The sequence below is a fragment of the Streptomyces sp. NPDC052496 genome (assembly GCF_040679095.1).
In the GTDB taxonomy this organism is placed as follows: domain Bacteria; phylum Actinomycetota; class Actinomycetes; order Streptomycetales; family Streptomycetaceae; genus Streptomyces.
In genome coordinates, this window is record NZ_JBFAUH010000020.1 from 1 (window position 1) to 26,006 (window position 26,006).

At 74.3% G+C, this 26,006-nt stretch carries 8 protein-coding genes; 2 read left to right on the top strand and 6 right to left on the bottom strand.

All coding sequences use genetic code 11. The features are described from left to right. Positions 1-81: 81 nt before the first annotated feature. From AB0L45_RS25290 to AB0L45_RS25315, 6 genes are all read right to left on the bottom strand, one after another. The gene (locus AB0L45_RS25290) at positions 82-2,082 is read right to left on the bottom strand and encodes an alpha/beta fold hydrolase (RefSeq protein WP_365843636.1); all 2,001 of its coding nucleotides are present in this window, start codon (positions 2,080-2,082) and stop codon (positions 82-84) included. Further along, positions 2,079-7,478, bottom strand: coding sequence for a type I polyketide synthase (locus tag AB0L45_RS25295; RefSeq protein ID WP_365843638.1), 5,400 nt, complete (start codon positions 7,476-7,478; stop codon positions 2,079-2,081). The genes AB0L45_RS25290 and AB0L45_RS25295 overlap by 4 nt, the downstream gene beginning before the upstream one ends. Next, the gene (locus tag AB0L45_RS25300; RefSeq protein WP_365843640.1) at positions 7,475-12,958 is read right to left on the bottom strand and encodes a type I polyketide synthase; all 5,484 of its coding nucleotides are present in this window, start codon (positions 12,956-12,958) and stop codon (positions 7,475-7,477) included. The genes AB0L45_RS25295 and AB0L45_RS25300 overlap by 4 nt, the downstream gene beginning before the upstream one ends. Before the next feature lie 2 nt (positions 12,959-12,960). Further along, positions 12,961-17,079: an acyltransferase domain-containing protein gene (locus tag AB0L45_RS25305; protein WP_365843642.1), complete on the bottom strand. Its 4,119-nt coding sequence runs from the start codon at positions 17,077-17,079 to the stop codon at positions 12,961-12,963. A 65-nt stretch (positions 17,080-17,144) separates the two neighbouring features. Then, entirely contained in the window at positions 17,145-18,311 is a 1,167-nt protein-coding gene (locus AB0L45_RS25310; protein WP_365843644.1) for a cytochrome P450, read from the bottom strand. 15 nt (positions 18,312-18,326) lie between these two features. Then, the gene (locus AB0L45_RS25315) at positions 18,327-19,505 is read right to left on the bottom strand and encodes a pyridoxal phosphate-dependent aminotransferase (protein ID WP_365843646.1); all 1,179 of its coding nucleotides are present in this window, start codon (positions 19,503-19,505) and stop codon (positions 18,327-18,329) included. A gap of 525 nt (positions 19,506-20,030) precedes the next feature. Here AB0L45_RS25315 and AB0L45_RS25320 point away from each other — a divergent pair. Next, entirely contained in the window at positions 20,031-21,257 is a 1,227-nt protein-coding gene (locus AB0L45_RS25320) for a cytochrome P450 (RefSeq protein WP_365843887.1), read from the top strand. 23 nt (positions 21,258-21,280) lie between these two features. Next, positions 21,281-25,975 carry an amino acid adenylation domain-containing protein gene (locus AB0L45_RS25325; protein ID WP_365843648.1) on the top strand — a complete coding sequence of 1,565 codons (4,695 nt, stop codon included), beginning with the start codon at positions 21,281-21,283 and terminating at the stop codon, positions 25,973-25,975. Positions 25,976-26,006 lie beyond the last annotated feature (31 nt).

Consider the following 26,006-nt stretch of genomic DNA (forward strand, 5'->3'; position numbering starts at 1 on the left):
CAGCTCCGTCGCGGAGCTGTGCGGGCACGACGACGGGGCGGGGCCACATCGCATGTGGCCCCGCCCCGTCGCCTTTTCCGGTCAGCTCCGCGGCGCCGACGGAGATCCGGGCTCTCCGGGCAGCTGGAGCGGGCGTCCCGCAGGGGCGAGAAGGTCCGGGCCCAGGGCCTCGACGCTGTCCCGGCCGGCGAGCGTCAGCGCCAGGTCCAGCTCGGCGAGCAGGCACCGCAGTACATGGTGCACGCCGCGCCGTCCGCCGAGTGCCAGACCGTACTGGTACGGCCTGCCGTAGAGAACGGCGTCCGCGCCGAGGGCCAGGGCCTTGACGACGTCGCCACCGGTGCGGACGCCGGAGTCCAGCAGCACCGGAACCGCGTCCCCGACGGCGTCGCGCACCGCGGGCAGGCAGTCGAGGGCGGCCATCGTGCCGTCCAGCTGGCGCCCGCCGTGGTTGGAGACGATCACCCCGTCCGCGCCGCCGGCCAGCGCGAGCCGGGCGTCCTCCGGGTGCAGCACACCCTTGACGACGAGGGGCAGGTCGGTCAGCTCGCGCAACCAGGGCAGCCGGTCCCAGGCCAGGGAGGGATTGGCGAAGACACTCGCCCAGTGTCCGACGACCGCTGCGGTGCCGGCCCCCGACGGCAGCGCCGCCCGGAACACGGGGTCGCTGGTGTAGTTCGCCAGCCCTGTGCCGTCCACGAACGGCAGGAAGCCGTGGTCCAGGTCTCCGGGCCGGTAGCCGAAGGTGGGCGCGTCGACCGTGAGGACCAGCGCCGTGTAACCGCTCGCCTCGGCCCGGCGGACCAGCGACGCGGCGAGGTCGTCGTCCGAGGGCCAGTACAGCTGGAACCAGCGGGGGCCCGGGCCCGCCGCCGCGGCGACGTCCTCCAGGCTGTGGGACGAGAGGGAGGAGAGGACGAAGGGCAGCCCCGCATCTGCCGCGCCCCGGACGGCGGCCAACTCACCCTCCGGGTGCACGACGGCCTGCGCCGAGATCGGGGCCAGCAGGACGGGCGCGGCCAGCCGCTGGTCCAGGAAGGACACCGACAGGTCGCGGCGGGTGACGCCGCGCAGCACCCGGGGCACCAGGCGCCACCGGTCGAACGCCGCCCGGTTGGCGCGCCCGGTCTCCCCGGTTCCGGCGTCGCCGGCGACGAAGGCGTACGCGGCCGGCGGCAGCACCTCGCGGGCCGCGTCCGGCAGCAGCGTGAGATCGGTGGTGAGCCGGCCCGCGCGGCTCTCGGGGCCCGCCAGGTAGATCTCCCGCACCAGATCGGCCGGGACGCCGGTGGTGGTCCCCGCCAGGTCGTCACGGATGTACCCGGTGAGCAGTTCCGCGGTCGCCGACGCCCGGTCCGTCAGCCCGAAATGGCCGCCGGAGTGGCCCTCCACCGCGAACCCGGCGGTGGTGTGCCGGGACCAGTCCTGTACCTGGGCGCGGGAGTTCTTGGGATCGGACGCGGCGAGCAGCACCGTGAGCGGCGTCTTGAGCGTGACGTCCTCCGCGCTCCGGTAGCGGCGTACCAGACGGTTGTCGGCACGTGCCGTGCGCAGCACCTCCGCGAGGAAATCCGGCTCCTCGAACAGCGCTTCGGGCACGCCGCCCAGATGCCGGAGCATCGTCACGATCACCTCGTCCGCGCTGTCGTCGAGGTCGGGCTCCGCCCAGTCCTGCGACGGCGGCCGGGCGGCGGAGACGAACAGGCGTGTCACGGTGGAGCGCCGCTCCAGGAGGCGAGCCGTCTCGAAGGCCACGAGGGCGCCCATGCTGTGCCCGAGGAGGAACAGGGGTCGGCCGGTGTACGGGATCAGCGCGTCACAGGCCTCCCTGGCCAGGGCGGCGATGTCCGTGGCGAAGGGCTCCGCCCTGCGGTCCTCCCGTCCGGGATACTGCACGGCGAGGAGTTCGACGTCCTCGGGCAGCGCACCGGACAGGCCGGTGAAGGCATGGGCGGTACCGGCTCCGTGCGGGAAGCACACCAGCCGTGCGGAGCTGCGCGGCCTCGGGTGGAAGAGCCGGACGCAGCGCCCGGCGGCGGCCGGCGGAGCGGCCGGGGCGGGTGCGATCGTGCGCTCGGTCATGACGTCGCCGTCCCCTTCTCGGTGGTGGTGACCAGGTCGTCGAGCCGGACGGAACCCGCGCCGGCGTTCCGGGCGCCGGCCTCTCCCAGCTCTTCGCGCAGGTGGCCGGCGAGCGCGCGCGGGGTCGGCCAGTCGAAGACGAACGTGGCCGGGAGCCGGAACCCCAGGACGTCGCTGAGGCGGTTACGCAGGTTCATCGCGGCCAGCGAGTCCACGCCCACGTGGTCGAAGCCGAGATCCGGGTCGATCACGGCGGCGGAGGCGTGCCCCAGCACCCCGGCGATCTCGTCGAGGAGGCGGTCCAGGAAGACGTCACCGTCCCCCTGCGAGGAAGGCGCTGCGGAGCCGTCCGCGTGGTCCCCGGGTCCGTCCGGCGCGGTGGGGGACAGGGGCTCCACGAGGCGCGGCAGAGCGCCGCCCCGGTGCTGCGCGGCGAGGGCGTCGGCATCCCAGCGCCCCGCCACCACCACGGGCCGGTTCCGGCGGACCGCGGCGTCGAAGAAGGCCAGGCCCTGCTCGGCCGGCATCAGCAGGACACCGAGGCGGGCCAGATGGACGATCTGGGCTTCGGTGAGGGTGCTGCCCATGCCGCCCGCCACGTCCCACTGGCCCCACACGACGGACACGCCGGGCAGCCCCGCCGCGTGCCGCTGTTCCATCAGGCCGTCCAGGAACGCGTTGGCGGCGGCGTAAGCGCCCAGCCCCGGGGAGTTGAGCGTGCTCGCGACGGACGAGAAGACGACGAACGCGGACACGTCCAGCCCCGCCGTCAGCTCGTGCAGATGCAGCGCCGCGTCGGCCTTCGGGCGCAGCGGCCGCTCCAGCGCGCCGGCCGTCAGACCGGACAGCACGCCGCTCTCCAGTACACCCGCGGCGTGCACGACACCGCCGACGCGCACTCCGTCGCCGGCCAGTCCGTCGAGCGCGGCGGCCAGCGCGCCGCGGTCGGCGGCGTCACAGGCCACCACGCGGACGTCGGCACCCAGGCCGCGCAGGTCCGCGACGGCGCGCTCCGCGTCGGGGCCGGGGGCGCCGCGGCCCATCAGGACCAGCTGCCGCACACCGTGCCGCTCCACCAGGTGCCGGGCGGTGAGCCTGCCGAGCCATCCGAGACCGCCGGTGATCAGCACGGCCCGCGTGGTGTCCCACAGCCCCTCGGGTGCCGACAGCGGGCGGGCCGCCTCGCCGGTACGGGGGCCGGCGCTGAGGACGGGCCGGTACGCCGTGCCGTCCCGCAGCGCGAGCTGCGGCTCGCCGGTGGCCACGGCGGCGGCGAAGGCCGCGCGTGAGGCTTCCGTACCGTCCTCGTCCACCAGGACGAAACGGCCCGGGTGCTCGGCCTGCGCGGAGCGCAACAGGCCCCACACGGCGCGGTGCGCGGGCTGCGGCCCGGGCCCGTGTCCCCCGTCCACGACCACCGCGCCACGGGTGGCGACCACCAGCCGGGTGTCCGCCAGCCGCTCGTCCCCGAGCACGAACCGCGCCACTGCCAGAACGGCGCTCAGCGTGTCCCGTACGACCGCCGGCGTGGCGGCCGCGTGGACCGGACAGGACAGCGTGACCACCTGCGGAGCGGGTTCCCCGGCGGCGAGTGCCGCGGTGAGCGCCGTGACGGAAGCCGGCCGGTCGCGGCCACCACCGTCCGCACCGAACTCCACCCAGCGCTCGGCCGGTGCGGGCCCGGGCTGTTCGGGCAGCGGTGTCCAGGCCGGCAGCAACAGGCCGTCGGACGGTTCGCCGCCGGTGCCGCCGGTTCCGCCCGGACCGGGCCGCAGCGTGAGGGAACCGACCGAGACCAGCGGCCTCCCGTCGGGATCCGTGACCTCGGCCGTGAGCGTGTCGGTTCCTGTGGGCGTCACGCAGACCCGTACGCGGTCCGCGGCGACGGTGTGGATCCGTACACCGGTCCAGCTGTGCGGCAGCAGGCCTCGGCCTGCCGGAACCTCGGCACCTCCGGCCAGCGACGGGTGCAGGACGGCGGCGAGCAGGGCGGGGTGCAGCACATGCGTACGGGAACGAACCCCTTCCGGAAGCGCCGCATCGATGTACGTGCGCGTACCGTGCCGTGCGACTCCCCGGACGGTACGGAAGGCCGGCCCGTAGTGCACTCCCTGTTCCGAGAGGCCGAGGTAGAGGTCCTCGGGCGATGTGTCGAGGGGAACGGCGGTGTCGGGCATGACGCCCTGCGGGCCGGTGGCCGCGTCCGGCCCCTGCCGCGATACGGTGCCGCGGGCGTGGCGGGTCCAGGCCGGCGGTCCGCTGCCGTCCGCGCGGCGGGCGTGCACGGTGACGGCGCGGCTGCCGTCGGTGCCGGCCGCGGCGATGAACACGCGGAGTGCGACGTCCGCGCCGTCCGGCACGGTCAGCGGCGCCTCCAGGACGAGTTCGTCGACCAGGTCGCAGCCCACCGCGCCGGCGGAGCTCGCCACCAGGTCGAGCAGGGCGGTGCCGGGCAGCGTCACCCGGCCCGCGATGCGGTGGTCGGCCAGCCAGGGGAGCGCGGTGTGCGAGAGCCGCCCGGTGAGCAGGGTGCCCCCGGGTTCGGGCAGCTCGGCGACGGCGGCCAGAACCGGGTGGTCGATGCCGGTGAGCCCGGCGGACCGTACGTCCCCGCTGCTCCCGGAGGGTTCGAGCCAGTAGCGGCGGCGCTGGAAGGGGTACGTCGGCAGCGCGACGGCCCGGGCGCCGCGGCCGGCGAACACGGCGGCCCAGTCGACCTCGGTGCCGACGGCGTACATCCGGGCGAGCGCGGTCAGCAGGGCGGTGGCCTCCGGCTGCCGTCGGTGCTGAGCCGGTATCAGGCTGGGCGCGGGCCCGGCGGCAAGGCAGTCGGCGGCCATCGCGGTGAGGTCGCCCGCGGGGCCCACCTCCAGGAACCGGTCGCAGCCCAGCTCCACCAGGGACCGGACGCCGTCCTGGAAGCGGACCGCTTCGGCGGCGTGGCGGACCCAGTACGCAGGAGTCGCGAGCGCGCCCGGCCGGGCCGGCCGCCCGGTCAGGTCGGAGACCACCGTCAGCTGCGGCTCCCGGAAGGTCAGGCGCTCGACGACGGCGCGGAGTTCGTCCAGAGCGGGTTCCATCAGCGGCGAGTGGAAGGCGTGGCTGACCTTCAGCCAGGTGGCCTTGCCGCCGGAGTCCTCGAACTCGGCGACGACCGCCACCAGGTCCTGCCGGTCGCCGGAGAGCACCGTGGCCGAAGGCCCGTTGACGGCCGCGACGGAGATCCGCTCCGTCCGGCCGGCGATCAGGGCGGCGGCCGTCTCCTCGTCCGTACGCAGCGCCACCATGGCGCCGCCCTCCGGGAGACGTTGCATGATCCGGCCCCGGGCCACGGCCAGTTCGGCCGCGTCCGCGAGGGAGAGCACGCCCGCGGCGTGCACCGCGGCCAGGGCCCCTACGGAGTGCCCGATCACGACGTCAGGCTTGATCCCCCAGGAATCGAAGAGGCGGAACAGGGCCACTTCGTAGGCGAAGAGCGCGGGCTGGGTGTACTCGGTGCGGGCCAGCAGCTCACCCTCGGCGGAGCCCTCGGGCGCGAGGACGACCTCGCGCAGCGGACGGCCGAGGCGGGGGTCGAGCTCGGCGCAGACGGCGTCGAAGGCGGCGGCGAACGCCGGGAAGAGGCGGTACAGCTCCCGGCCCATGCCGGGGCGCTGGGAGCCCTGCCCGGCGAAGAGGAACGCGCTGCGGCCCTCGGCCGCCCTGCCCCGCACGGCCGAGGGCCCGTCGGTGTGCTCCGCGAGGGCGCGCAGGCCGTCCAGCAGGTTCTGCCGCCCCTCGGGGAGCAGCACCGCGCGGTGCCGGTGGTGGCTGCGGGTGGTGGCCAAGGAGAAGCCGAGATCGAGGAGGCCGGCGGGCGCGCCGGGGTCGGCGGTCAGCAGGTCGAGGACGCGGGCGGCCTGCGCCCGCAGCGCGTCCTCGCTGCGCGCCGACAGGACGACCGGTACGGCGGGCAGCGGCGGCGCGGCCGCTTCACCGGAGCGGGCCGCCGTGTCCTCGACGGGATCAGGGGCCTGCTCCAGGATCACATGGGCGTTGCTGCCGCTGATGCCGAACGAGGACACCGCGGCCCGCCGCGGTCGCCCGTACTCGGGCCACGGTCTCGCTTCGGCCAGCAGCGCCAGACCGCTCCCGGACCACTCCACGTGGGGCGTGGGCTCGTCCGCGTGCAGGGTTCTCGGCAGCACGCCGCCGCGCAGTGCCGCCGTCATCTTGATGACGCCGCCGACCCCGGCGGCGGCCTGCGAGTGGCCGATGTTGGACTTCAGGGATCCCAGGTGGAGCGGGCGGCCCGCAGGACGGTCCGCGCCGTAGACGGCGCGGAGGGCGTCGGCCTCGATGGGATCGCCGAGCGGGGTGCCGGTGCCGTGTGCCTCGACGGCGTCGATCTCGGCGGGGGAGAGGCCGGCGTCCGCGAGGGCCTGCCTGATGACCTCTTCCTGGGCGTGGCGGCTGGGTGCGGTCAGGCCGTTGCTGCCGCCGCTCTGGTTGACGGCGGAGCCGCGGATCACGGCGAGGACGGGGTGGCCGAGGCGCCGGGCGTCCTCCAGGCGTTCCAGGAGCAGCAGGCCGGCGCCCTCGGACCAGCCGGTGCCGTCCGCGGACGCGGCGAACGACTTGCAGCGCCCGTCGGGGGCGAGACCGCGCTGGCGGCTGAACTCCACGAACGGCCTGGGTGTCGACATGACCGTGGCGCCCCCGGCCAGGGCGAGGGAGCACTCGCCGCGGCGCAGCGCCGAGCCGGCCAGATGCAGCGCTACGAGGGAGGACGCGCAGGCCGTGTCGACGGTCAGGGCGGGTCCTTCGAACCCGAAGGTGTAGGCGATGCGCCCGGAGGCGACGCTGGCCGCGCTGCCGAGCAGCAGGTAGCCCTCGTAATCGGCCGGAGCCGGCGAGAGGCGGGAGCCGTAATCGTCGTACATGGTGCCGACGAAGACGCCCGTACGGCTGCCGCGCAGCGCGGCCGGGTCCAGGCCCGCACTCTCGAACGCCTCCCACGCGGTTTCCAGCAGCAGCCGTTGCTGCGGGTCCATGGCGTGCGCCTCACGGGGCGACACCCCGAAGAACTCGGCGTCGAACTCCGCGGCGCCGTGCAGGAAACCCCCCTCCTTGACGTAGGACGTCCCCGGCTGGTCCGGGTCCGGGTCGTACAGCGCGGACAGGTCCCAGCCACGGTCGGTGGGGAACGGTCCGACGGCGTCGACCTCGTCGGTGACCAGGCGCCACAAGTCCTGGGGGGACGCGACGCCACCGGGGTAGCGGCAGGCCGTGCCGACGATGGCGATCGGGCCGTGGGCGCGCTCGTCCCGCCGTGCGGCTGCGGTCCGCAACCGCTCGTTGTCCTTCAACGCGGCGCGCAGCGCCTGGACGACTTGCTCGTGGGATGTGGCCGTCATCGCGTTTCTCCATCGGTTCCGTGCGGTGGCGGGTCGGTGCGGCCCGCGCCCAGTGCCAGGCGAACCAGTTCGTCGGCGGTCATGGTGTCCAGGGCGTCGCCGGCCGGCCCGCCGGCGGCGACGGCCCCTGGTGTGCCGGGCCGCACGCCGTCGGCCTGGGGCTCTGCGGTCCCGACGGCGAGTTCGGCGGCGAGGCGATCCGCGAGGGCGCTCGGCGTGGAGCTGTCGAACAGCAGCGTCGGGGGCAGCCGTACGCCGGTCACCGCGCTGAGCCGGTTGCGCAGTTCGAGTGCGGTCAGGGAGTCGAAGCCCATCTCCCGGAAACGGCCGGTGACCGCGACCCGGTCCTGATCGGCGTGCCCGAGGACGGCGGCGACCTCGGCCCGTACGGTGCCCAGGACGATGTGCCGCCGCTCCGCGAGGGGCACGCCGGCCAGCCGGACGCGCAGCTCGGCGGCCGGATCCCCGGCGGGACGCGGGGCCGCCGCCACGCGTGCGGGCGCTGCCGGGACGAGCGCCCGCAGGACGGGCGGCGCCGACCCCGCTTCGAGCCCGCTCAGGTCCAGACGGGCGGGTACGAGGACGGGCGCCGCGTCCGCGACGGCGGTGTCGAAGAGGGCGAGACCTTCGTCGACGGACAGCGCGGCGATCCCGGAGCGCGCCAGGCGCCGCAGGTCCGCGGTACCGAGGCCGTCGGCCAGACCGTCCGCGGGCACGGCCGCGCCTTCCTCGGTTCCCCCGGCCCACAGCCCCCAGGCCAACGACACGGCGGGCAGCCCTGCGGCGCGGCGCCGGTGGGCCAGGGCGTCGAGGAAGGCGTTGCCGGCCGCGTAATTGCCCTGACCGGCGGTGCCGAGCACGCCCGCGACGGAGGAGAACAGCACGAACGCGGTCAGGTCCAGGTGCCGGGTCAGTTCATGCAGGTGGACGGCGGCGTCGGCCTTGGGGCGCAGGACGGTGTCCAGACCCCGCGAGGTCAGCTTCTCGACGACGGTGTCGTCGAGAACGCCCGCCAGGTGCACCACGGCGGTCGGCGGCTGCTCCAGCCCGTCCAGGACGGCGGCCACGGCGGTACGGTCGGCGGCGTCGCACGCCGCGACGGTCACCTGGACGCCGGCGGCCTCCAGCTTGCGGACGAACTCGGGGGCGCCCGGCGTCCCCAGGCCGCGCCGCCCCGTGAGCACCAGCTGCCGTACGCCGTGCCGGCTCGTCAGATGCCGGGCCACGAGGCGGCCCAGGAAACCCAGGCCACCGGTGATCAGGACGCGGCTGCGCCCGTCGAACGGTACGGTGCCGCCAGGCGTCGGCTCGTGCGGGCGCAGCCGTGGCACCAGGAAGGTCCCGGTACGGACGGCGAGCTGCGGTTCCCCGGAGGCGACGGCGCCCACGAGACCGCGGACGGACTCCGGACGGCCGTCGGAGTCGATCAGCGCGAACCGCCCGGGGTGCTCCGTCTGCACGGTGCGCATCAGACCCCACACCGCGGCGCACGCCGGGTCCGGACGTTCGCCCTCGGCCGTGGCGACGGCGTCCCGGGTGAGCAGGGCGAGCCGGCTGGCGGAGAACCGCTCGTCGGCGAGCCAGCGTTGGACGAGGCTCAGGACGTCCCGGGTCTCCGCCCCAGTGGCCGTGTCCTCCCTTCCGCCGACGGTGGCCGCACCGGTCTGGAGGACGACGACCGCGGGCACCTCCGCACCGTCGCCGACGGACCGCAGCAGCTCGTCGAGGTGCGCATGGGCCCGCACGTCCAGCCCGCTCGCCCGCCCGGCGTCGCACACCTCTTCGCCGCGGGGGCCGACCACGGCCCAGCGGCCTGGCCGGGCCGGGGTGTCGAGCGCCCGGGCAGCAGTCCAGTGCAGGGCGTACAGGGAGGCGGTCCCGGCAGGCCCGGAAGTAGCGGGCGTCAGCTCGCGCAGAGCGAGTTCGTCGGCGCTGAGCAGCGGTGCTCCGGTCTCCTCGGCGATGAGCAGCGACCAGGTGTCGCCGTCGTTGCGCCGCAGGTGTACGCGGAGCGGGCCGCCGCCGGCACCGTGCAGTCGCAGGCCGGTCCACGTGAAGGGTACGAGAAGCCGCTCGTCGTCGGCGACGGCGAGCAGGGCGTGCAGGGCGGCGTCCAGAGCGGCGGGGTGCGGCAGGAAACCGTGGCCGGACCCGTCCGCGGCCGGGGCGACTTCCGCGTACAGGTCGCGGCCTCGGCGCCACAGGCCGCGCAGCCCCCGGAAGGCGGGTCCGTAGTGGTAGCCGCGCCCGGCCAGCCGTGCGTACAGGCCGTCGAGCGGCACCGGGGCCGCCTCCCGCGGCGGCCACGAAGTGAGGCCGGCCGGCTCGACGGTTCCGGCGGGGCCCAGGGCGCCGGTGGCGTGGCGGGTCCACCCGGCGTCCGGGGCCGGCTCGGGGCGGGAGTGGAGCGCGAAGGGGCGGCTGCCGTCGGCGGCGGGCGGGTCGACGACGAGCTGGATCGCTGCGGGCCGGCCGAGCGGCAGCGGCTGTTCCAGTACGAGGTCGGTCACCTGCCCCGCGCCGGCGCGACGCGCGGCGTACAGGGCGAGTTCCGCGACGGCCGCGCCGGGCAGCAGCACGGCCGTCGCGATGGCGTGGTCGGCGAGCCAGGCCTCGGTCTCCACGTCGAGACGGCCGGTGAACACCAGGCCGCGCCCGTCGGCCGGCGCCACGCCCTCGTCGAGCACGGGATGGCCGCTGACCGGTGTGCGGGCCGTGCCAGGTGTGCGCAGCCAGTACCGCTCGCGCTGGAAGGGGTAGGTGGGCAGCGGCACGGTGCGGCCGCCGCGGAAGAACGCGCCCCAGTCGACCTCGACGCCGTCGGCGTGGCACTGGGCCAGCGCGGTGGTGAAGGTACGCGCTTCGCCGTGGCCCCGGCGCAGCAGCGGTGTGGCCCGCACGTCCTCGCCCTCGCTGTCCCGGACGAGAGCGGTGAGCACGGCGTCCGGGCCCAGCTCGACGAAGCTGGTGACGCCGTTGCGGGTGAGGGTGCGTACACCGTCGGCGAAGCGGACGCTGCTGCGCAGCTGCCGTACCCAGTAACCGGGGTCGGTCAGTTCACCGGTGGTGGCGATGCGCCCGGTGACGTCGGAGACCACCGGAATGCGTGGTGCCGCGTAGGACAGCCCGGCCGCCACCTCGTGGAACGCGCCGAGAATGCCGTCCATGTGGGCGGAGTGGAAGGCGTGGCTGACGCGAAGACGGGACGTCCTGCGGCCCTTCCGCTCCCATGCCTGTGCGAGGCGCAGCACGGCGTCGGCGTCGCCGGTGACGACCACGGAGGCCGGGCCGTTCACCGCGGCCACGTCCAGGCGCCCGGCGCAGGCGGCCGGCGACGCGCGGATCTCCTCCTCGGTGGCCTCGACCGCCACCATCACCCCGCCTGCCGGAGCGGACTGCATCAGGCGGCCCCGGTGGGCCACCAGCGTGCAGGCATCGGCCAGGTCCAGGACACCGGCGACATGGGCGGCGGCGATCTCACCGACCGAGTGGCCGAGCAGGTAGTCAGGGGTGACGCCGTAGCGTTCGAGGAGCCGGAACAGGGCGACTTCGAGGGCGAACAGGGCGGGCTGCGTGTACCGGGTCTCGTCGAGCAGGGCGGCCTCCGGGCTGTCCTCACCGGCGGCGAGCAGCTTCTCCAGGGGCGCGTCCGTCACGTCCCGCATCCGGTCGCAGACCTCGTCGAAGGCATCGGCGAACGCCGGGAACCGGTCGTGGAGTTCACCGCCCGTACCGGCCCGCTGGCTGCCCTGCCCGGTGAAGAGGAAGGCGGTGCGGCCCGGGCCGGCCGCGCTGCCGGTCACCACGTTCCGGGCCGGCTCGTGGTGCCGCAGCGCGTCCAGCCCGGCGAGCAGTTCTGTGCGGTCGGCCGCGAGGACCACGGCCCGGTCCGTGAAGGCGGACCGGGACACGGCGAGGGAGCGGCCCAGGTCGAGATGCGAACGTTCGAGCGCGGTGGTGGCCGCGGGACCGCTCGCGAGGGGCCGCAGCTGCGCCGCCTGGGCGCGCAGCGCCGGTGCACCGCGCGCGGAGATCACCCAGGGCAGCGGGCAGGGGAGTTCGGGGTCCGCGGTGGGGCTCGGGGAGGGGGTGGATTCCTGGGGCGCCTGCTCCAGCACGACGTGGGCGTTGGTGCCGCTGATGCCGAAGGAGGAGACCGCGGCGCGGCGGGGCCGGTCGCTGTCGGGCCAGGGTGCGCTCTCGGTCAGCAGGCGCACGGCTCCGGCGTTCCAGTCGACGTGGGTGCTGGGCCGGTCGATGTGCAGTGTGGCGGGCAGCAGGCCGTGCCGCATGGCCTGGACCATCTTGATGACCCCCGCGATGCCGGCGGCGGCTTGCGCGTGACCGATGTTGGACTTGACGGAGCCGAGCCACAGCGGGCGGCCTGCGGGGCGGTCCTGGCCGTAGGCGGTGATGAGGGCCAGCGCCTCGATGGGGTCGCCCAGTGCGGTGCCGGTGCCGTGGGCCTCGACCGCGTCGACGTCGCCGGGGCCGAGCCCGGCGTCGGCCAGGGCCGCTCGGATGACGCGCTGCTGCGAGGGGCCGTGGGGAGCGGTGAGGCCGTTGCTGGCGCCGTCCTGGTTGACGGCGCTGCCCCGGAGCACCGCCAGGACCGGGTGTCCGTTGCGCCGCGCGTCCGACAGCCGTTCCAGCAGGAGCACCCCGACCCCTTCGCCCAGGACGGTGCCGTCGGCCGCGTCGGCGAACGCCTTGCACCGCCCGTCGGGTGCCAGCCCGCGCTGGCGGCTGAATTCCAGCAGCATGCCGGGGGTCGCCATGACGGTCGCTCCGCCGGCCAGGGCGAGGGAGCATTCGCCCGCGTCCAGCGACTGGCGGGCCAGGTGCACGGCCACCAGAGAGGACGAGCACGCGGTGTCCACCGTGACGGCCGGCCCCTCCCACCCGAACGTGTAGGAGACGCGGCCGGAGGCCACGCTCGGCGAGGTACCGGTCAACAGGTGGCCGTTGACGTTCTCGGGCCCCTGGCGGCTCAGGGAAGCGTATTCCTGGGCCATGACACCGGCGAACACGCCGGTACGACTGCCACGCAGGCTGTCGGGGACGATGCCGGCCCCTTCCACCGCCTCCCAGGCGGTCTCCAGCAGGAGCCGCTGCTGCGGGTCCATGGCCAGCGCCTCGCGCGGACTGATCCCGAAGAACTTCGCGTCGAACCCGGCGACGTCGCGGAGGAAGCCGCCCTCGCGGATGTATATCCGGCCGGGAGCCCCGGGGTCGGGGTCGAAGAGGGCGTCGGGGGCCCAGCCCCGGTCCGTGGGGAGGGGGCCGACCACGTCAGCGCCCGCGGCGACCAGTTCCCACAGGCGCTCAGGGGTGGCCACACCGCCCGGGTAACGGCAGGCCATGCCGATGACGGCGACGGGTTCCTTACGGCCGGACTCCAGTTCGCGCAGGCGGCGGCGGGTTCTCTGCAGATCGGCGGTCAGCTGCCGGAGGTAGCCGCGGGTCCTGTCCTCGTTCATCGTCAGCCTGTCTTCAGGTCGTCTTCGTGGGGGTAGAGGTCCAGGACGAAGTCCTGGAGCAGTTCGATGAGCCGCGCGCGGGTCTCCTCGTCCGGTGGCGTCTCCAGGACGGTCGTCCGGATCCGCTCGACGGCATCGACCGCGGTGGCCGCGGTGCCGGTCCGTTCCGGCCGGAGTTCGGCGTGCAGCAGGCCGGCGACGGCGGCCGGATCGGGCCGGTCGAACAGCAGGGTGGTGGGCAGGCGCAGACCGGTGACCGCGTTGAGCCGGTCGCGCAGTTCCACCGCCAGCGGCGAGTCCAGGCCGAGACTCTTGAACGACTGCCGCTCGTCGATCGCGGCGGGACCGGAGTAGCCGAGGACCACGGCGGTCTCGGCACGGATCATGTCGGTCAGCAGCCGCAGGCCGTCGGCTCGCGACACGGACCGCAGCCGCTCGGGCCAGGCCGGCGCCGAGTCGGCGGGAGGGAGCGAGGCGGGCGGCAGGGCAGCCGGCAGGCCGGGCGGCGCGAATACGGGCGTGGAGCCGTCGCGGTCCTCGGGGGGACGGGGCCGGGCGGACGCCGGCACGGTGTCCGCGGGCCGGAGCGTCACCGAGCCGATGACCGCCACGGCGGCGCCGGTGGGATCGGTGACCGTGAGGGACGCGGTGTGGGCGTCCCGCACGGTCGTGTGCACGCGCAGCGCGGTGGCGCCGGTGGCCCGCAGCGTCACATCGCTCCAGGAGGACGGCGACGCGAGACGGCCGCCGGCGTCGGCGCCCAGCAGCCCGTGGACCGCCAGCGTGTGCAGGGCCGAGTCCAGCAGCGCCGGATGCAGCCCGTACGCGGCCGCCTCGGCGTGCAGTGCGTCGGGGAGCCGGATCTCCGCGAAGACCTCGTCGCCGCGCCGCCAGCAGGCCCGCATCCCGCGGGAGGCGGGGCCGTGCTCGTAACCGGCCTCCGCGAGCTGCTTGTACAGCACGTCCACCGCGACCGGCTCGGCGTCCCGCGGAGGCCAGGGCGGGCGGGGCCCTTCCCGGCCGGGCGCCTCGGACCCGGGCGCCAGTTCGCCGTCGGCGTGCCGGACCCAGGCCGAGGGACCGCCGTCCTCGGGACGCGCGTCCACGACGACCGGCCGCCGGCCCGCGTGGTCCGCGGGCCCCACAGCGACCCGCACATGGACGGCGCCGTGATCGGGCAGCGGCAGCGGAGATGCCAAGGTGAGCCGGTCGATGCCGCGGCAGCCCGCCTCCGCGCCGGCGCGCAGGGCCAGTTCGACGAACACGCTGCCCGGGAGGGCGGACTGCCCGGTCAGGGTGTGGCCGGCGAGCCGGCGCAGGCCGGTCGGGGAGATCCGGCCGGTCAGCACCCACCGGTCGGCGTCGGGGACGGTGACTGCCGCGCCCAGCAGCGGGTGTCCGGTCTCGTCCTGGCCGAGCCCGCGGGAGAGCCTGCGGGAGAGCTTGCGGGAGGAAGCCGCCGTCGCCGCCGGTTCGAGCCAGTAGCTCTGCCGCTGGAACGGATAGGTGGGCAGTACGCCCCGGAGCGCTCGTGGCACGTCGGCCGCTGAGGCGGGCCATGCCACGTCCGTCCCGTTGACGTGGACCGTGGCGACCGAGGTGAGAAACCGCCGCCAGCCGCCCTCGTCGCGGCGTAACGAGCCGGTGACCACCGCGTCGGTGCCGAGGTCGTCGAGAGTCTCCCGCATCGCCAGGGTCAGCACCGGATGCGGGCTGCTCTCCACGAACGTCCCGTGTCCGGCGGCGGCCAGCGCGCGGACCGCCGGGTCGAACCGGACCGGCTCACGGAGATTGCGGTACCAGTAGCCGGCGTCGAGTTCGAGGGTGTCGAGCAGACCTCCGGTGACCGTGGAGTAGAAAGCGATGCCGGCGCGGCGGGGCGTGATCCCGTCCAGGGCGTGCACCAGCCGGTCGCGCAGCGGCTCCACGCCGGGGGAGTGCGAAGCGTAAGCGACGGGGATGCGGCGGGCGCGGACGCCGCCGGCCGCGCAGTGCGCCACCAGCTCGTCGAGCGCCTCGCCGGCTCCGGTGACCACGGTGGAGCGGGGCCCGTTGAGCGCCGCGACGGCAAGCCGGCCGTCGACGCCACGGACACGCAGCAGGGTCTCCACCTCCCCGGCCGGGAGCGCGAGCGAGGCCATGCCGCCGCTGTCGCCCGCGAGGGACGCCACCATGCTGCTGCGCAGCGCGACGATCCGTGCGGCGTCGTCGAGGGACAGCGCCCCGGCGATGTACGCGGCCGCGACCTCTCCCTGGGAGTGCCCGACGACCGCGGCGGGACGCACCCCGTAGGAGCGCCAGAGCTCCGCGAGCGCGACCATGACCGCGAACAGCACCGGCTGGACGACGTCGTCCCGGGCCCGCCCGGGAGCCGCCTCAGGCGCCGACAGCACGTCGACCGCCGACCATCCGGTGTACGGGGCGAGCGCGTCCGCACAAGCGTGCAGCCGGTCGCGGAACACGGGAGAGGCCGCCAGCAGTTCCCTGGCCATCCCGGTCCACTGGGAGCCCTGGCCGGGGAAGACGAACGCGACCTGGCTGCGGGCGCGCACGGTGCCCTGGACGACGTTCGCCCGGGCGTTCCCCTCGGTGAGGGCCCCGAGGCCGTCGAGCAGTTCCGCACGGTCCCGGCCCAGGACCACGGCGCGGTGCTCGAAGTGCGAGCGCGTCGTGGCCAGCGCCGCCCCGAGGCCGTCACGGTCGCGGTCGGTGTCCGCAACGGTACGGGCGAGAGCCGCCAGCTCCCGGGCCTGGTCGCGCAGGGCGGCCGCGGACCTGGCCGAGACGGTCCACGGCATCGGGGCGTGGCGCGCGTCCGCGGTGTCCGGGACGTCGGCGGGCGGAGGCTGCTCCAGGACGACATGGGCGTTGGTGCCGCCCATGCCGAAGGAGCTCACGCCCGCGACGAGCGGCCGGTCCTCCCGTGGCCACGGACCCGGCACGTCCTGGACGCGGAGGTTCAGCTCCTCCAGAGGTATGCCGGGGTGCGGCGTCTCGAAGTTCAGGCTCGCCGGCAGCCGGCGGTGCACGATGCTGAGGACGGTCTTGAGCAGGCCGACGACCCCGGCGGCGCCCTCCAGGTGGCCCACGTTGGTCTTCACCGAGCCGACGCGCAGCGGTGCCGGCCGTCCCGGAGCGGATCCGAGTACGGCCCCGAGCGCGGCCGCCTCCACCGGGTCGCCGCGCCGGGTGCCGGTACCGTGCAGTTCCACGTACTGCGGCACACCCGCGCGGACACCGGCCCGCCGGTACGCCCGGGTGAGCACCTCGGCCTGCGCGTCGGCGCTGGGCACGCTCAGGCCGTCGGCCGCACCGCCGTTGCCGGTCGCGCTGCCGCGGAACACACAGAGCACCCGGTCACCGTCCGCCTGCGCGCGGGCCAGCGGTTTGAGCACGATGACGGCGCCGCCCTCGCCGCGTACGTACCCGTCGGCCCGTGCGTCGAAGGTGCGGCACCGGCCGCCGGGTGACAGCGCGCCGAACGCGGCGGCGCCGGCCGCGCCCTCCGCCAGCAGGTTCAGGTGCACCCCGCCGGCCAGCGCGGTCTCCGACTCCCCGCGCCGCAGGCTCTCACAGGCGAGGTGCACGGCCACCAGCGAGGACGACTGCGCCGTGTCCACCACCAGACTGGGGCCGCGCGACCCCAGGACGTAGGAGATCCGGTTGGCGATGACGCCCCGGCTGAGCCCGCTCATCGTGTGGGACGTGAGGGCGCCGGTGCCCGCCCGGTCGGTGAGGACCGCGTAGTCACCGGAGATCGCCCCCACGAACACGCCGGTGTCGGTGCCGCGCAGCCGCCCGGGGACGATGCCGGCGTCCTCCAGGGCTTCCCAGCTCAGTTCCAGCATGAGCCGCTGCTGAGGGTCCATCGAGGACGCCTCGCGCGGTGAGATGCCGAAGAACGCCGGATCGAAGCGGTCGATGTGCTCCAGGAACCCGCCAGGCCCCTGCGCGGTGCCCGGGCGGCCGGGCGGCACGTCCGTGACGGTGCTGCGTCCGTCCAGGAGCAACTGCCAGAAGGCCCCGGGGCCGTCGGCACCGGGGAGGCGGCAGGACATTCCGACGACGGCGACGGGTTCCCCGGCGAGACCCGTATCGCCGCGGGTGTCGTCAACGGACATGCCACTCCTCACTGAAAGTCGGGCGGTGCACCGGGAGTCCGGTGCTGCGACGGGCCGGCGGGCGCCTACCAGGCGACCAGCAGGCGGGACAGGCTGCGGGTGACCATGCCGTCCTTCCAGACGACGGGCTCGGGGACGTCGGCGAGCCGCAGCGCCGGGAAGCGTCGCAGGAGCCGTTCGAGAACGATGCGCACCTGGAGTGTCGCCAGCGGTGCGCCCAGACAGCGGTGCACGCCGTGGCCGAAGGTGAGGTGGGAGGCGTCGCGGCCCGCGGCGAGGTGCAGGGACTCGGGGTCGGGGAAGACCTCGGCGTCGCGGTTGCCGTGCATCAGGGCGACCACGATGCCCTCGCCCGGCTGTACGGTGACGGCGCCGACCCGTACCGGCTCCGTGGCGACACGCGGGAAGGTCACCGGCGTGGAGGGGTTCAGGCGCATCAGCTCCTCCACCGCGTTCCCGATCCGCTCGGGGTGCTCGGCCAGTTCGTCGTACACGCCGCGGTCGGTCAGCAGGGAGAGCGTCGCCAGGCCGATCTGGCCGGCGGTGGTCTCGTAGCCCGCCATGAGGAGGGTGAGCCCCAGGGTCAGCAGTTCGTTCGTGGACAGTTCGCCCCGGTCGTGCACGGTGATCAGGTCGCTGAGGAGGTCCTCCTGGGGCTCCCGCCGCTTGCGGGCCAAGAGTTCGTCCATGTAGTCGAGGAGTTCCATGCGGTACCGGGCCTTCTCGCGGGGAGGGCTCGCGTCGAGGTCGAAGAGCACCAGGACCCAGTCGCGGAACCGGAGGGTGTCCTCCTCGGGAATGCCGAGCAGGGAGCAGAGCACGGCCATCGGCAGCGGCCACGCGAGGTTGTCGATCAGGTCCGCGCCGGGGCCGAGCGCGGCGACCGTGTCGAGGTGCCGGTCGGCGAGTTCCGCCACGGACGTGCTCATCCTGGCCATCCGGCCGGTGCTGAACGCACCGCTGACCAGGCGCCGCAGCCGAGCGTGCCGGGGGCCGTCCATGCTCATCATGGAGTCCGCCGCCGGCTGCGCGTCGTTGAACGTCGGGGCCCCGGGCTCGATCGCCGCTGCCCGGCTGAACCTCTTGTCCGTCAGGACCGAGCGCCCCAGGGCGTAACCACGTACCAGCCACATGGCGTCACCGGTCGGTGTGACGACACGGACGACGTCTTCGTCGCCGGGCCGCAGGAAGCCGGGCACCGGACCGGTCCGGTCGGCAATGGGCTGCCTCATCAGGAGAACCTCTCTCTACTTGCCGGCGGCCCGGGCGCCGAATATCCGGCGCTCGACCTCGCTCAGCAGCTCGGCCTGCCGGTTGAAAGCGATCCGCACGTACTGCGCGCCCCGCTCCGGTTCGGCGAAGCAGGGGCCCGCGGGGACGAGCAGGACGCCGGTGTCGTCGAGCAGTTCGTGCGCGAAGGCCCTGCTGTCGAGGCGGCCCCCGGTCAGCGGGCTGATGTCGGCGAACAGGAAGCAGCCGCCCTCGGCCGGAGTGATCTTCATGCCCATCCTGGTGAAGATCCCCAGGGCCTGGTCACGGCGGCGCTCCATCTCCTGGCCCGCCGCCGGGAGGTCCGCGGAGAGCGCCGCAAGGCCGACCGCGATCTGCAGCGGCGCCGCCGTGCCCAGGGTGGTGACCTCGTGCACGCGCCGCAGCGTCTCGGTGCGGGCGGGATCCGCGCGCAGGAAGCCGAGCCGCCAGCCGCTGATCGCGTAGTTCTTGGACAGCGAACCCACGACGATGCTGCGCTCGGCGAGCCCGGGCACCTCGGTGACCGATGTCAGGTCCCGGCCGTCGAAGACGTAACTGCTGTACACCTCGTCGCAGATGACGGTGGTGTCCCATCGCTCGGCCAGCTCGGCGATCTGGCCGAGCTCCTGGCGGGTCAGCACCCGCCCGGTGGGGTTGGCGGGCGAGTTCAGCAGCACGGCACGGGTACGGGGGGAGAAGGCGGCGGCCAGCTCGGCCGGGTCGAAGCGCCAGTCGGGCGCGTGCAGCGGGACGTACCGTGGTGTCGCGCCGCTCAGCGCGATGGCCGCGCTGAACTGCTCGTAGCCCGGGTCGAGCAGTACGACCTCGTCACCCGGATCGACGGTGGACAGCAGCGCCACGCACAGCGCCTCGGTGGCGCCGACGGTGACCGTCAGCTCGGTCTCCGGATCGGCCGGGGGCCGCAGCGTGGCGGCGATCCGCTCCCGCAGCAGCAGGTCGCCGGAGGGGTGGGCGTACTGGTTGTGACCGCTGCGCATCGCCTCGTGGGCCGCCTCGATGATGTCACCGGCGGGCTCGGGATACCCGGGGATGCCGAGTGCCAGGTCGATGGCGCCGCGCTCGCGGGCCAGCAGCAGGAGATCGCTCAGACTGTTTCCCCGCAGCGCCGCGGCCCTCGACGAGACATGGGGCCGACGGGTCGTGGAATGTGCCATGCTCCCCCTCCTCCTGCTGGTGGACTCACCCGGATATCCGGGCCGTTGCCGGTCCGCAGCCGACGCGCAGAACTCGTCCGACAGGCCGGTGCCCGGCACATTGCGCGGAATACGAAAGACGGAATCGAAGCGAAGTGCCGCAGTTTCCCTGAAGTAGTGATCGGCGGTCCGTGCCGCCGCCTCCCCGCGCTCGGCGGGAAATGGAGACGCCGAAAGTCAGGTCGGCGTGCCCTGCGCAGAGCTCACCCGAACATACCCGCCCGCCGCTGAATGGAGAACCCGGCGCAGACGGTGCCTCCGTCCCGGCGACAGGACACCGCGGACCGAGGATCCGAGCAGAACTTCTCGAAACGAGTAAGTCAAGCGCCGGCCTGGCGCGGTCGGTGACTGCCGTGAAAAGGCAGCGGACCGTCCTCACCGTAACTTGACCGGACGGGGCCCGACTTGCTTGCGTTACGGACCCCGGCAGGCAATCCGCACCTCTCGGGTTCTCGGTGTCCCCGGCGAAAGTCGAATTGCGAGGCGCTGACCATGACCACCTTGACCGTCAACGACACCGACCTCACCGATCCGCGCACCTTTCTGGCGCCCGGCACCGAACTCGCCGAGATGTGGGCCCGGTTCAGGGCGGAAAGCCCCGTCCACTGGCATGAGGTCCACGGCCGTGCCGTGCCCGGATTCTGGGTGCTCTCGCGTTACGACGACGTACTGAACGTCTACCGGGACAACAAGCGGTTCACCTCCGAGCGAGGCAATGTCCTGACCACCCTCCTGGAAGGGGGCGACTCGGCCGCGGGCAAGATGCTGGCCGTCACCGACGGGCACCGCCATCGCGAATTGCGCAACATCCTGCTGAAGGCGTTCGCGCCCCGCGTCCTCCAGCCGGTCGTCGCCGGCGTACGGGAGCGCGCCGAACGGCTGGTGCGACACGCCGTCGAGAACGGCGAGTGCGACTTCGCCCAGGACGTCGCCGAGCACATTCCCATGGCCACCATCGCCGACCTGCTCGGGGTACCCCCTGGTGACCGGGACTATCTGCTGTCCCTGACCAAGGAAGCGCTCAGCACCGAAGAGCAGGGCCAGTCCGCGGAAGAGGCGCTGGTCGCCCGCAACGAACTGCTCTACTACTTCTCGGAACTGGCCGGGGAGCGGCGCGAGGACCCGCGCGACGACGTGGTGAGCGTCCTGGCGACGAGCGTGATCGACGGCGAGCCGCTGACCGAGCAGGAGATCATCTTCAACTGCTACAGCGTGATCATCGGCGGTGACGAGACCAGCAGACTCTCCATGATCTGCGGCATGCGCGCACTGATGGAGCACCCGGAGCAGTGGCGACGCCTGAAGTCCGGTGAGGCCGACGTGGACACCGCCGTCGAGGAGGTGCTGCGCTGGGTGAGCCCGGCCATGCACTTCGGTCGGCGCGCCCTGGAGGACGTCGAGGTGGGCGGCCGGACCGTACGCGCCGGGGACGTCGTCACCCTCTGGAACAGCTCGGCGAACCACGACGCGGCGGTCTTCACCGACCCCGGCACCTTCGACCTGGGCCGCACGCCCAACAAGCACCTGTCGTTCGGCTACGGCCCACACTTCTGCCCCGGCGCGTTCCTGGGGCGCGCCGAACTGTCCGCCCTGCTCACCGCACTGCGTACCCATGTCGCCGAGGCCGTACCGGCCGGTCCGGCCAGACCGATCCACTCCAACTTCCTGCACGGCTACAGCAGCCTGCCGGTCTTCCTGCGCCCGGCCTCGTAGCGCAGTACGCATCAGGAGGATCCGTGAACGAGCTACGGGGAGCGAGCACCGGGGCGCCGCCCGCCGGCACGGCCGTCGTCCCGGCCACCTTTCCAGAACTGTTCGAGGAGCAGGCCCGGGCGACACCGGACGCGCCGGCCGTCGAGGCGGCCGGTCACTCCTGGACGTACGACGAGCTGAACGTCCGCGCGAACCGGGTCGCGCACTGGCTGATCGGCCGCCGGATCGGCCCGGAAGACCTGGTGGCGGTGGCGCTGCCGCGCTCGGCCGAACAGCTCGCCGTGCTGCTCGGCGTCCTGAAGGCAGGCGCGGCGTACCTGCCCTGGGACCTGAGCTACCCGCGCGAGCGGATCGCGCACATGGCGGACGACGCCGCTCCCGCGCTGGTGCTGACCACTGAGGCCACGGCCCGGCAGCTGCCCGCCGGCCTGAACGCGGACCTCGTACCGGCGGACGCCCCGTCGACCGCGGCGGCCTGGCGGCGGGCGGCGGAGACGGACCCGGGCGATGCGGACCGGCGAGCGCCGCTGCGCCCGGCACACGCCGCGTACGTCATCTACACCTCGGGTTCGACCGGCCGGCCCAAAGGCGTGACCGTGACCCATACGGGGCTCGCGGCGCTGCGGGCGGAGGCCCTGCGGGTCGGTGGCCTCGACGGGCCCGGCGGCGCGGCGGGCGCGCGGGTGCTGCAGTTCGCTTCGCTGAGCTTCGACATGTCGGTGTGGGACCTGGTGCTGGCACTGACCACAGGGGCGGCCCTGGTGGTGCCGCCACGGGACCGCCTGATCGGCGCGGACCTGGCCGACGTCCTCGTGGCGCACGGCGTGACCCATGCGACGCTGCCGCCGAGCGTGCTGGCCACGCTGCCCCCGGGCACCGCGGAGGCGCTGGACCGGCTGCGGGTCATGGTGATCGGGGGTGAAGCGTGCACGCCGGGGCTGGTGACGGAATGGGGGCCCGGGCGCAGCTTCGTCAACGCGTACGGGCCGACGGAGGCCACCGTGTGGGCCACGTTCAGCACCCCGCTCAGCGACGGCGCCGTACCGATCGGCACGGCGATGACGGACATGCGGGTGTATGTGCTCGACGACCGCCTCGCACCGGTCACCGACGGGCAGGCCGGTGAACTGTACCTGGCAGGCCCGGGCCTGGCGCGCGGATACCTGGGGCGATGGGCGCTGACCGCGACGCGGTTCGTGGCGGACCCCTTCGGACCGGCGGGCGGACGGATGTACCGCACCGGGGACGTGGCGCGGGTGGGCGCCGGGGGGCAACTGGAACACCTGGGGCGCAGCGACGACCAGACCAAGGTGCGGGGCCAGCGGATCGAGCTCGGCGAAGTGGAGGCGGCCCTCGAAGCGCATCCGCGGGTGCGCAGAGCGGTGGTCACCGCCCGTGACAGCGGAGACGGCCGGGGCAAGCAGCTGGTGGGCTACGTCGTGGAGATGCCCGACGACGTGCCCGGCGGAGGCGAGCGTCCCGGCGCGACAGGTTCGCTCACCCTGAAGCCGGGGCTCGGCCCGGCGGAGCTGCGCTCGTTCCTGCTCAGACGCCTGCCGGAGGGCATGGTGCCGGGCGCGGTGCTGGTCGTCGACGCGATACCGCTGACACCGAACGGCAAGGTGGACAGGGCGGCGCTGCCGCGGCCCGAGTTCCGCGGCGCTGCCTACCGGCCGCCCGCCTCCCCTCTGGAAGAAGTGCTCGCCGACGTCTTCGCCGACGTGCTCCCGGTGAGCCGGGTCGGCGTGGACGACGACTTCTTCGCACTCGGCGGTGACAGCATCCAGTCCGTACAGATCACCACCGCGGCCCGAGCCCGAGGAGTGCAGGTCAGCGCCCGGCAGATTTTCGAGTTCCGCACGGTGGCCGCCCTTGCCGGGGCGGTGGCCGCGACGCGGCGTGCCGACGGCCTGACGCCCGGGGAGCCGGACGGCGGGGGAGCGGGCCGGCTGCCCCACCTTCCGATGACGCGGTTCCTTCAGGACCGCGGGCCGGACTCGGCACGGCAGGCGGAGGCGATGCTCCTGGAGCTGCCCGAAAGCATGGACCGGGCGCAGCTCGCCGACGGCCTGAGGGCGGTGCTCGACCACCACGACATGCTGCGCATACGCCTGGAGGAGACCGACGGCGGAGGGCTCGTCGTGGGCCCGCCGGGATCGGTGGACGCCGACGCGCTGATCCACCACGTGGTTCAGGACGCTCCGTGGGAGGACGAGCCGGCGGGAAGCCGGTGCGGGCTCCAGGCCGAACTCGACGCCGCCACGCGGCGGCTGGATCCGGTGGCGGGCGTAGTGGCGCAGTTCGTCTGGTTCGACGCAGGGCCGGGGCGGACCGGGCGACTCCTGGCCGTCCTGCACCAGCTCGTCGTGGACGACGACTCCTGGCGCATCCTCACGGCGGACCTGGCCGCCGCCTGGCAGCAGATCCGCGACGGCAGGCCCCCTGAACTCGCCCCCGTGGCCACCTCCGTGCGGCGGTACGCCCACGCCCTGGCGCAGGAGGCGCGGCGCCCCGAGCGCGTCGCCGAACTGGAACGCTGGCAGTCCATCGTCCAGACCCCCGGCCTGGTGCCCGGCGGCCACCGCCCGGCCGCGGACGGGAACCCCGCGCCGTCCGAGACCCGGCTGCGGCTACCGACCGCGACCACCGAGCCCCTGCTGAACGCCCTTCCGGCCGCCTACCGCTGCGACGTCGAGGACGGGCTGCTCGCCGCTCTCGCGATGGCCGTGGCGAAGGTGCGCGGGGAGTACGGCGCGGAAGCACCGGCCTTGCTGATCCGCAAGCACACATCCGGCCGGGCGGAAGCCACCGTGCCCGGCGCCGACCTGTCGCGCACCGTCGGCCCGCTCACCGGCGTCACCCCCGTCCGCCTGGACCTCTCAGGAGCCGACCTGGAGGAGGCGTTCACGGGCGGACCGGCCGCCGGAACCGTCCTGAAGACCGTCAAGGAACAGGTCCGGACCCTGCCCGGCCAGGGCATCGGATACGGCCTGCTGCGCCACCTCAACCCCGAGACCGCCACCGTCCTCCAGCGGTACGGCAGCGGGCAGATCTCGTTCCGCCACCGGGGCCGCTTCTCTGCCACCGGCCTTCCGGCCCGGCCTGTGGAACCCGACCCGAGCCGCGCCCCGCACCAGCCCTCTCAAGCCGGTATCGCCCTGGACGTGACGATCACCGACACCGCCGACGGACCGTGTCTCGACGCCCGGATCACCGCCTCGCAGGGCATCCTCCGGCCCGCCGCGGTACGGGATCTGGCGGACGCGTGGCGCCAGGCCCTCGAAGCCCTCGGCCGGCATGCCGCCCGGCCTGGCGCGGGCGGCATGACCCCGTCGGACGTACCGCTCGTCACCGTCGAGCAGGACGACATCGACGACTGGTGGGACCGTTTTCCGGGCCTGTCCGACATCTGGCCGGTGCCGCCCATGCCGATGAGCCTGCTGGTGCACTCGATGATGGCGCGAGAAGCCGGAACCGAGCGCGACACGTACCAGGTCCAGTACCTGCTGCGCCTGTCCGGCCCGGTGGATCCCGCCCGTATGCGCACCGCCGCACAGGCCCTCCTGGACCGGCACGCCGCGCTGCGCGCCGCCTATGATCCGGGCCCCGACGGAGAACTCGTCCGGCTCGTGGTGGACGGCGTCGAGCTGCCCTGGCGGCAGCTCGACCTCAGCGGCCTCGACGAGGCCGTGCGGAACGCGGAGCACGAGCGCTTCCTGGCGAGCGACCTCGCGGAACAGCTCGACCCCGGCCTCCCGCCGATGCTGCGCATGTCACTGCTCACGCTGACCGCGGACCGCCACGAGCTGGTCCTGACCGCACATCACGCCAACATCGACGGCTGGTGCCTGGCACTGCTCGTCCAGGACCTGCTGCGCCTCTACGCCGACCGGGGGGACGCCTCGGCACTGCCTGCGCCCCGCAGCTACCGTGACCACCTGGCCTGGCTGGCCCGGCAGGACACGCGGGAATCGGCGCGGGTGTGGGCCGAGGAGCTGGCCGGCCTGGACGGGCCGACACTCCTTGCGCCCGGTGCCGCCCCCGCCACGGACGGGCAGCTCGCCATCGGCCGGATCGACGTGCCGCTGCCCGCCGGCGCGGCCCGCGCGCTGCCACGCCACGCGGCCGAGTCGGGCGTCACCCTGAACACGCTGGTGCAGGGGGCCTGGGCCGTCGTCCTGCACCGCCTGACCGGCCGTCAGGACGTGGTGTTCGCCGCTGTGACAGCCGGGCGCTCCGCCGGGCTGCCCGGTGCGGATGCCATCGTCGGTACGTTCATCAACACCGTTCCGGTGCGCGTCCCCTGCGAGCCCGGCGAGACCGTCGTCCGCTTGCTGACGGCACTTCAGGAACGGCAGGGCGCTCTGCTCGGCCACCACTACTACGGGTTCTCCGGGATCCAGCGGGCCGCCGGGCTCACGGCGCTGTCCGACAGCCTCGTCGCCTTCGAGTCGTTCCCGCTGGACCGCGCGCACATCGCGGAGGCCGGTGAGGCCGCCGGCATCGCCGTCACGGACATCGGCCTGCACACCCTGAGCCACTTCCCGGTGACCGTCTTCGCCTACCCGGACGGCACCCACCTGCGCCTCCGACTCCAGTACCGGCCGGCCCTGTTCGGCCACGAACAGGCGCGGGAAGCGAGCGAGCTGTTCGGGCGGGTGCTCCAGGAGATCGCCGTCGACCCGCGGGCCCGGCTGCGCGACCTGGCGAGGTCCTGACCCGCCGGGTTCCGCGACCGGGCCGGTGGCG

What these genes read in the sequence shown, in the direction of transcription:
- AB0L45_RS25290 (WP_365843636.1), bottom strand. Translation starts at nt 2,082, where the DNA reads ATGACCGAGCGCACGATCGCACCCGCCCCGGCCGCTCCGCCGGCCGCC.
- AB0L45_RS25295 (WP_365843638.1), bottom strand. Translation starts at nt 7,478, where the DNA reads ATGACGGCCACATCCCACGAGCAAGTCGTCCAGGCGCTGCGCGCCGCG.
- AB0L45_RS25300 (WP_365843640.1), bottom strand. Translation starts at nt 12,958, where the DNA reads ATGAACGAGGACAGGACCCGCGGCTACCTCCGGCAGCTGACCGCCGAT.
- AB0L45_RS25305 (WP_365843642.1), bottom strand. Translation starts at nt 17,079, where the DNA reads ATGTCCGTTGACGACACCCGCGGCGATACGGGTCTCGCCGGGGAACCC.
- AB0L45_RS25310 (WP_365843644.1), bottom strand. Translation starts at nt 18,311, where the DNA reads ATGAGGCAGCCCATTGCCGACCGGACCGGTCCGGTGCCCGGCTTCCTG.
- AB0L45_RS25315 (WP_365843646.1), bottom strand. Translation starts at nt 19,505, where the DNA reads ATGGCACATTCCACGACCCGTCGGCCCCATGTCTCGTCGAGGGCCGCG.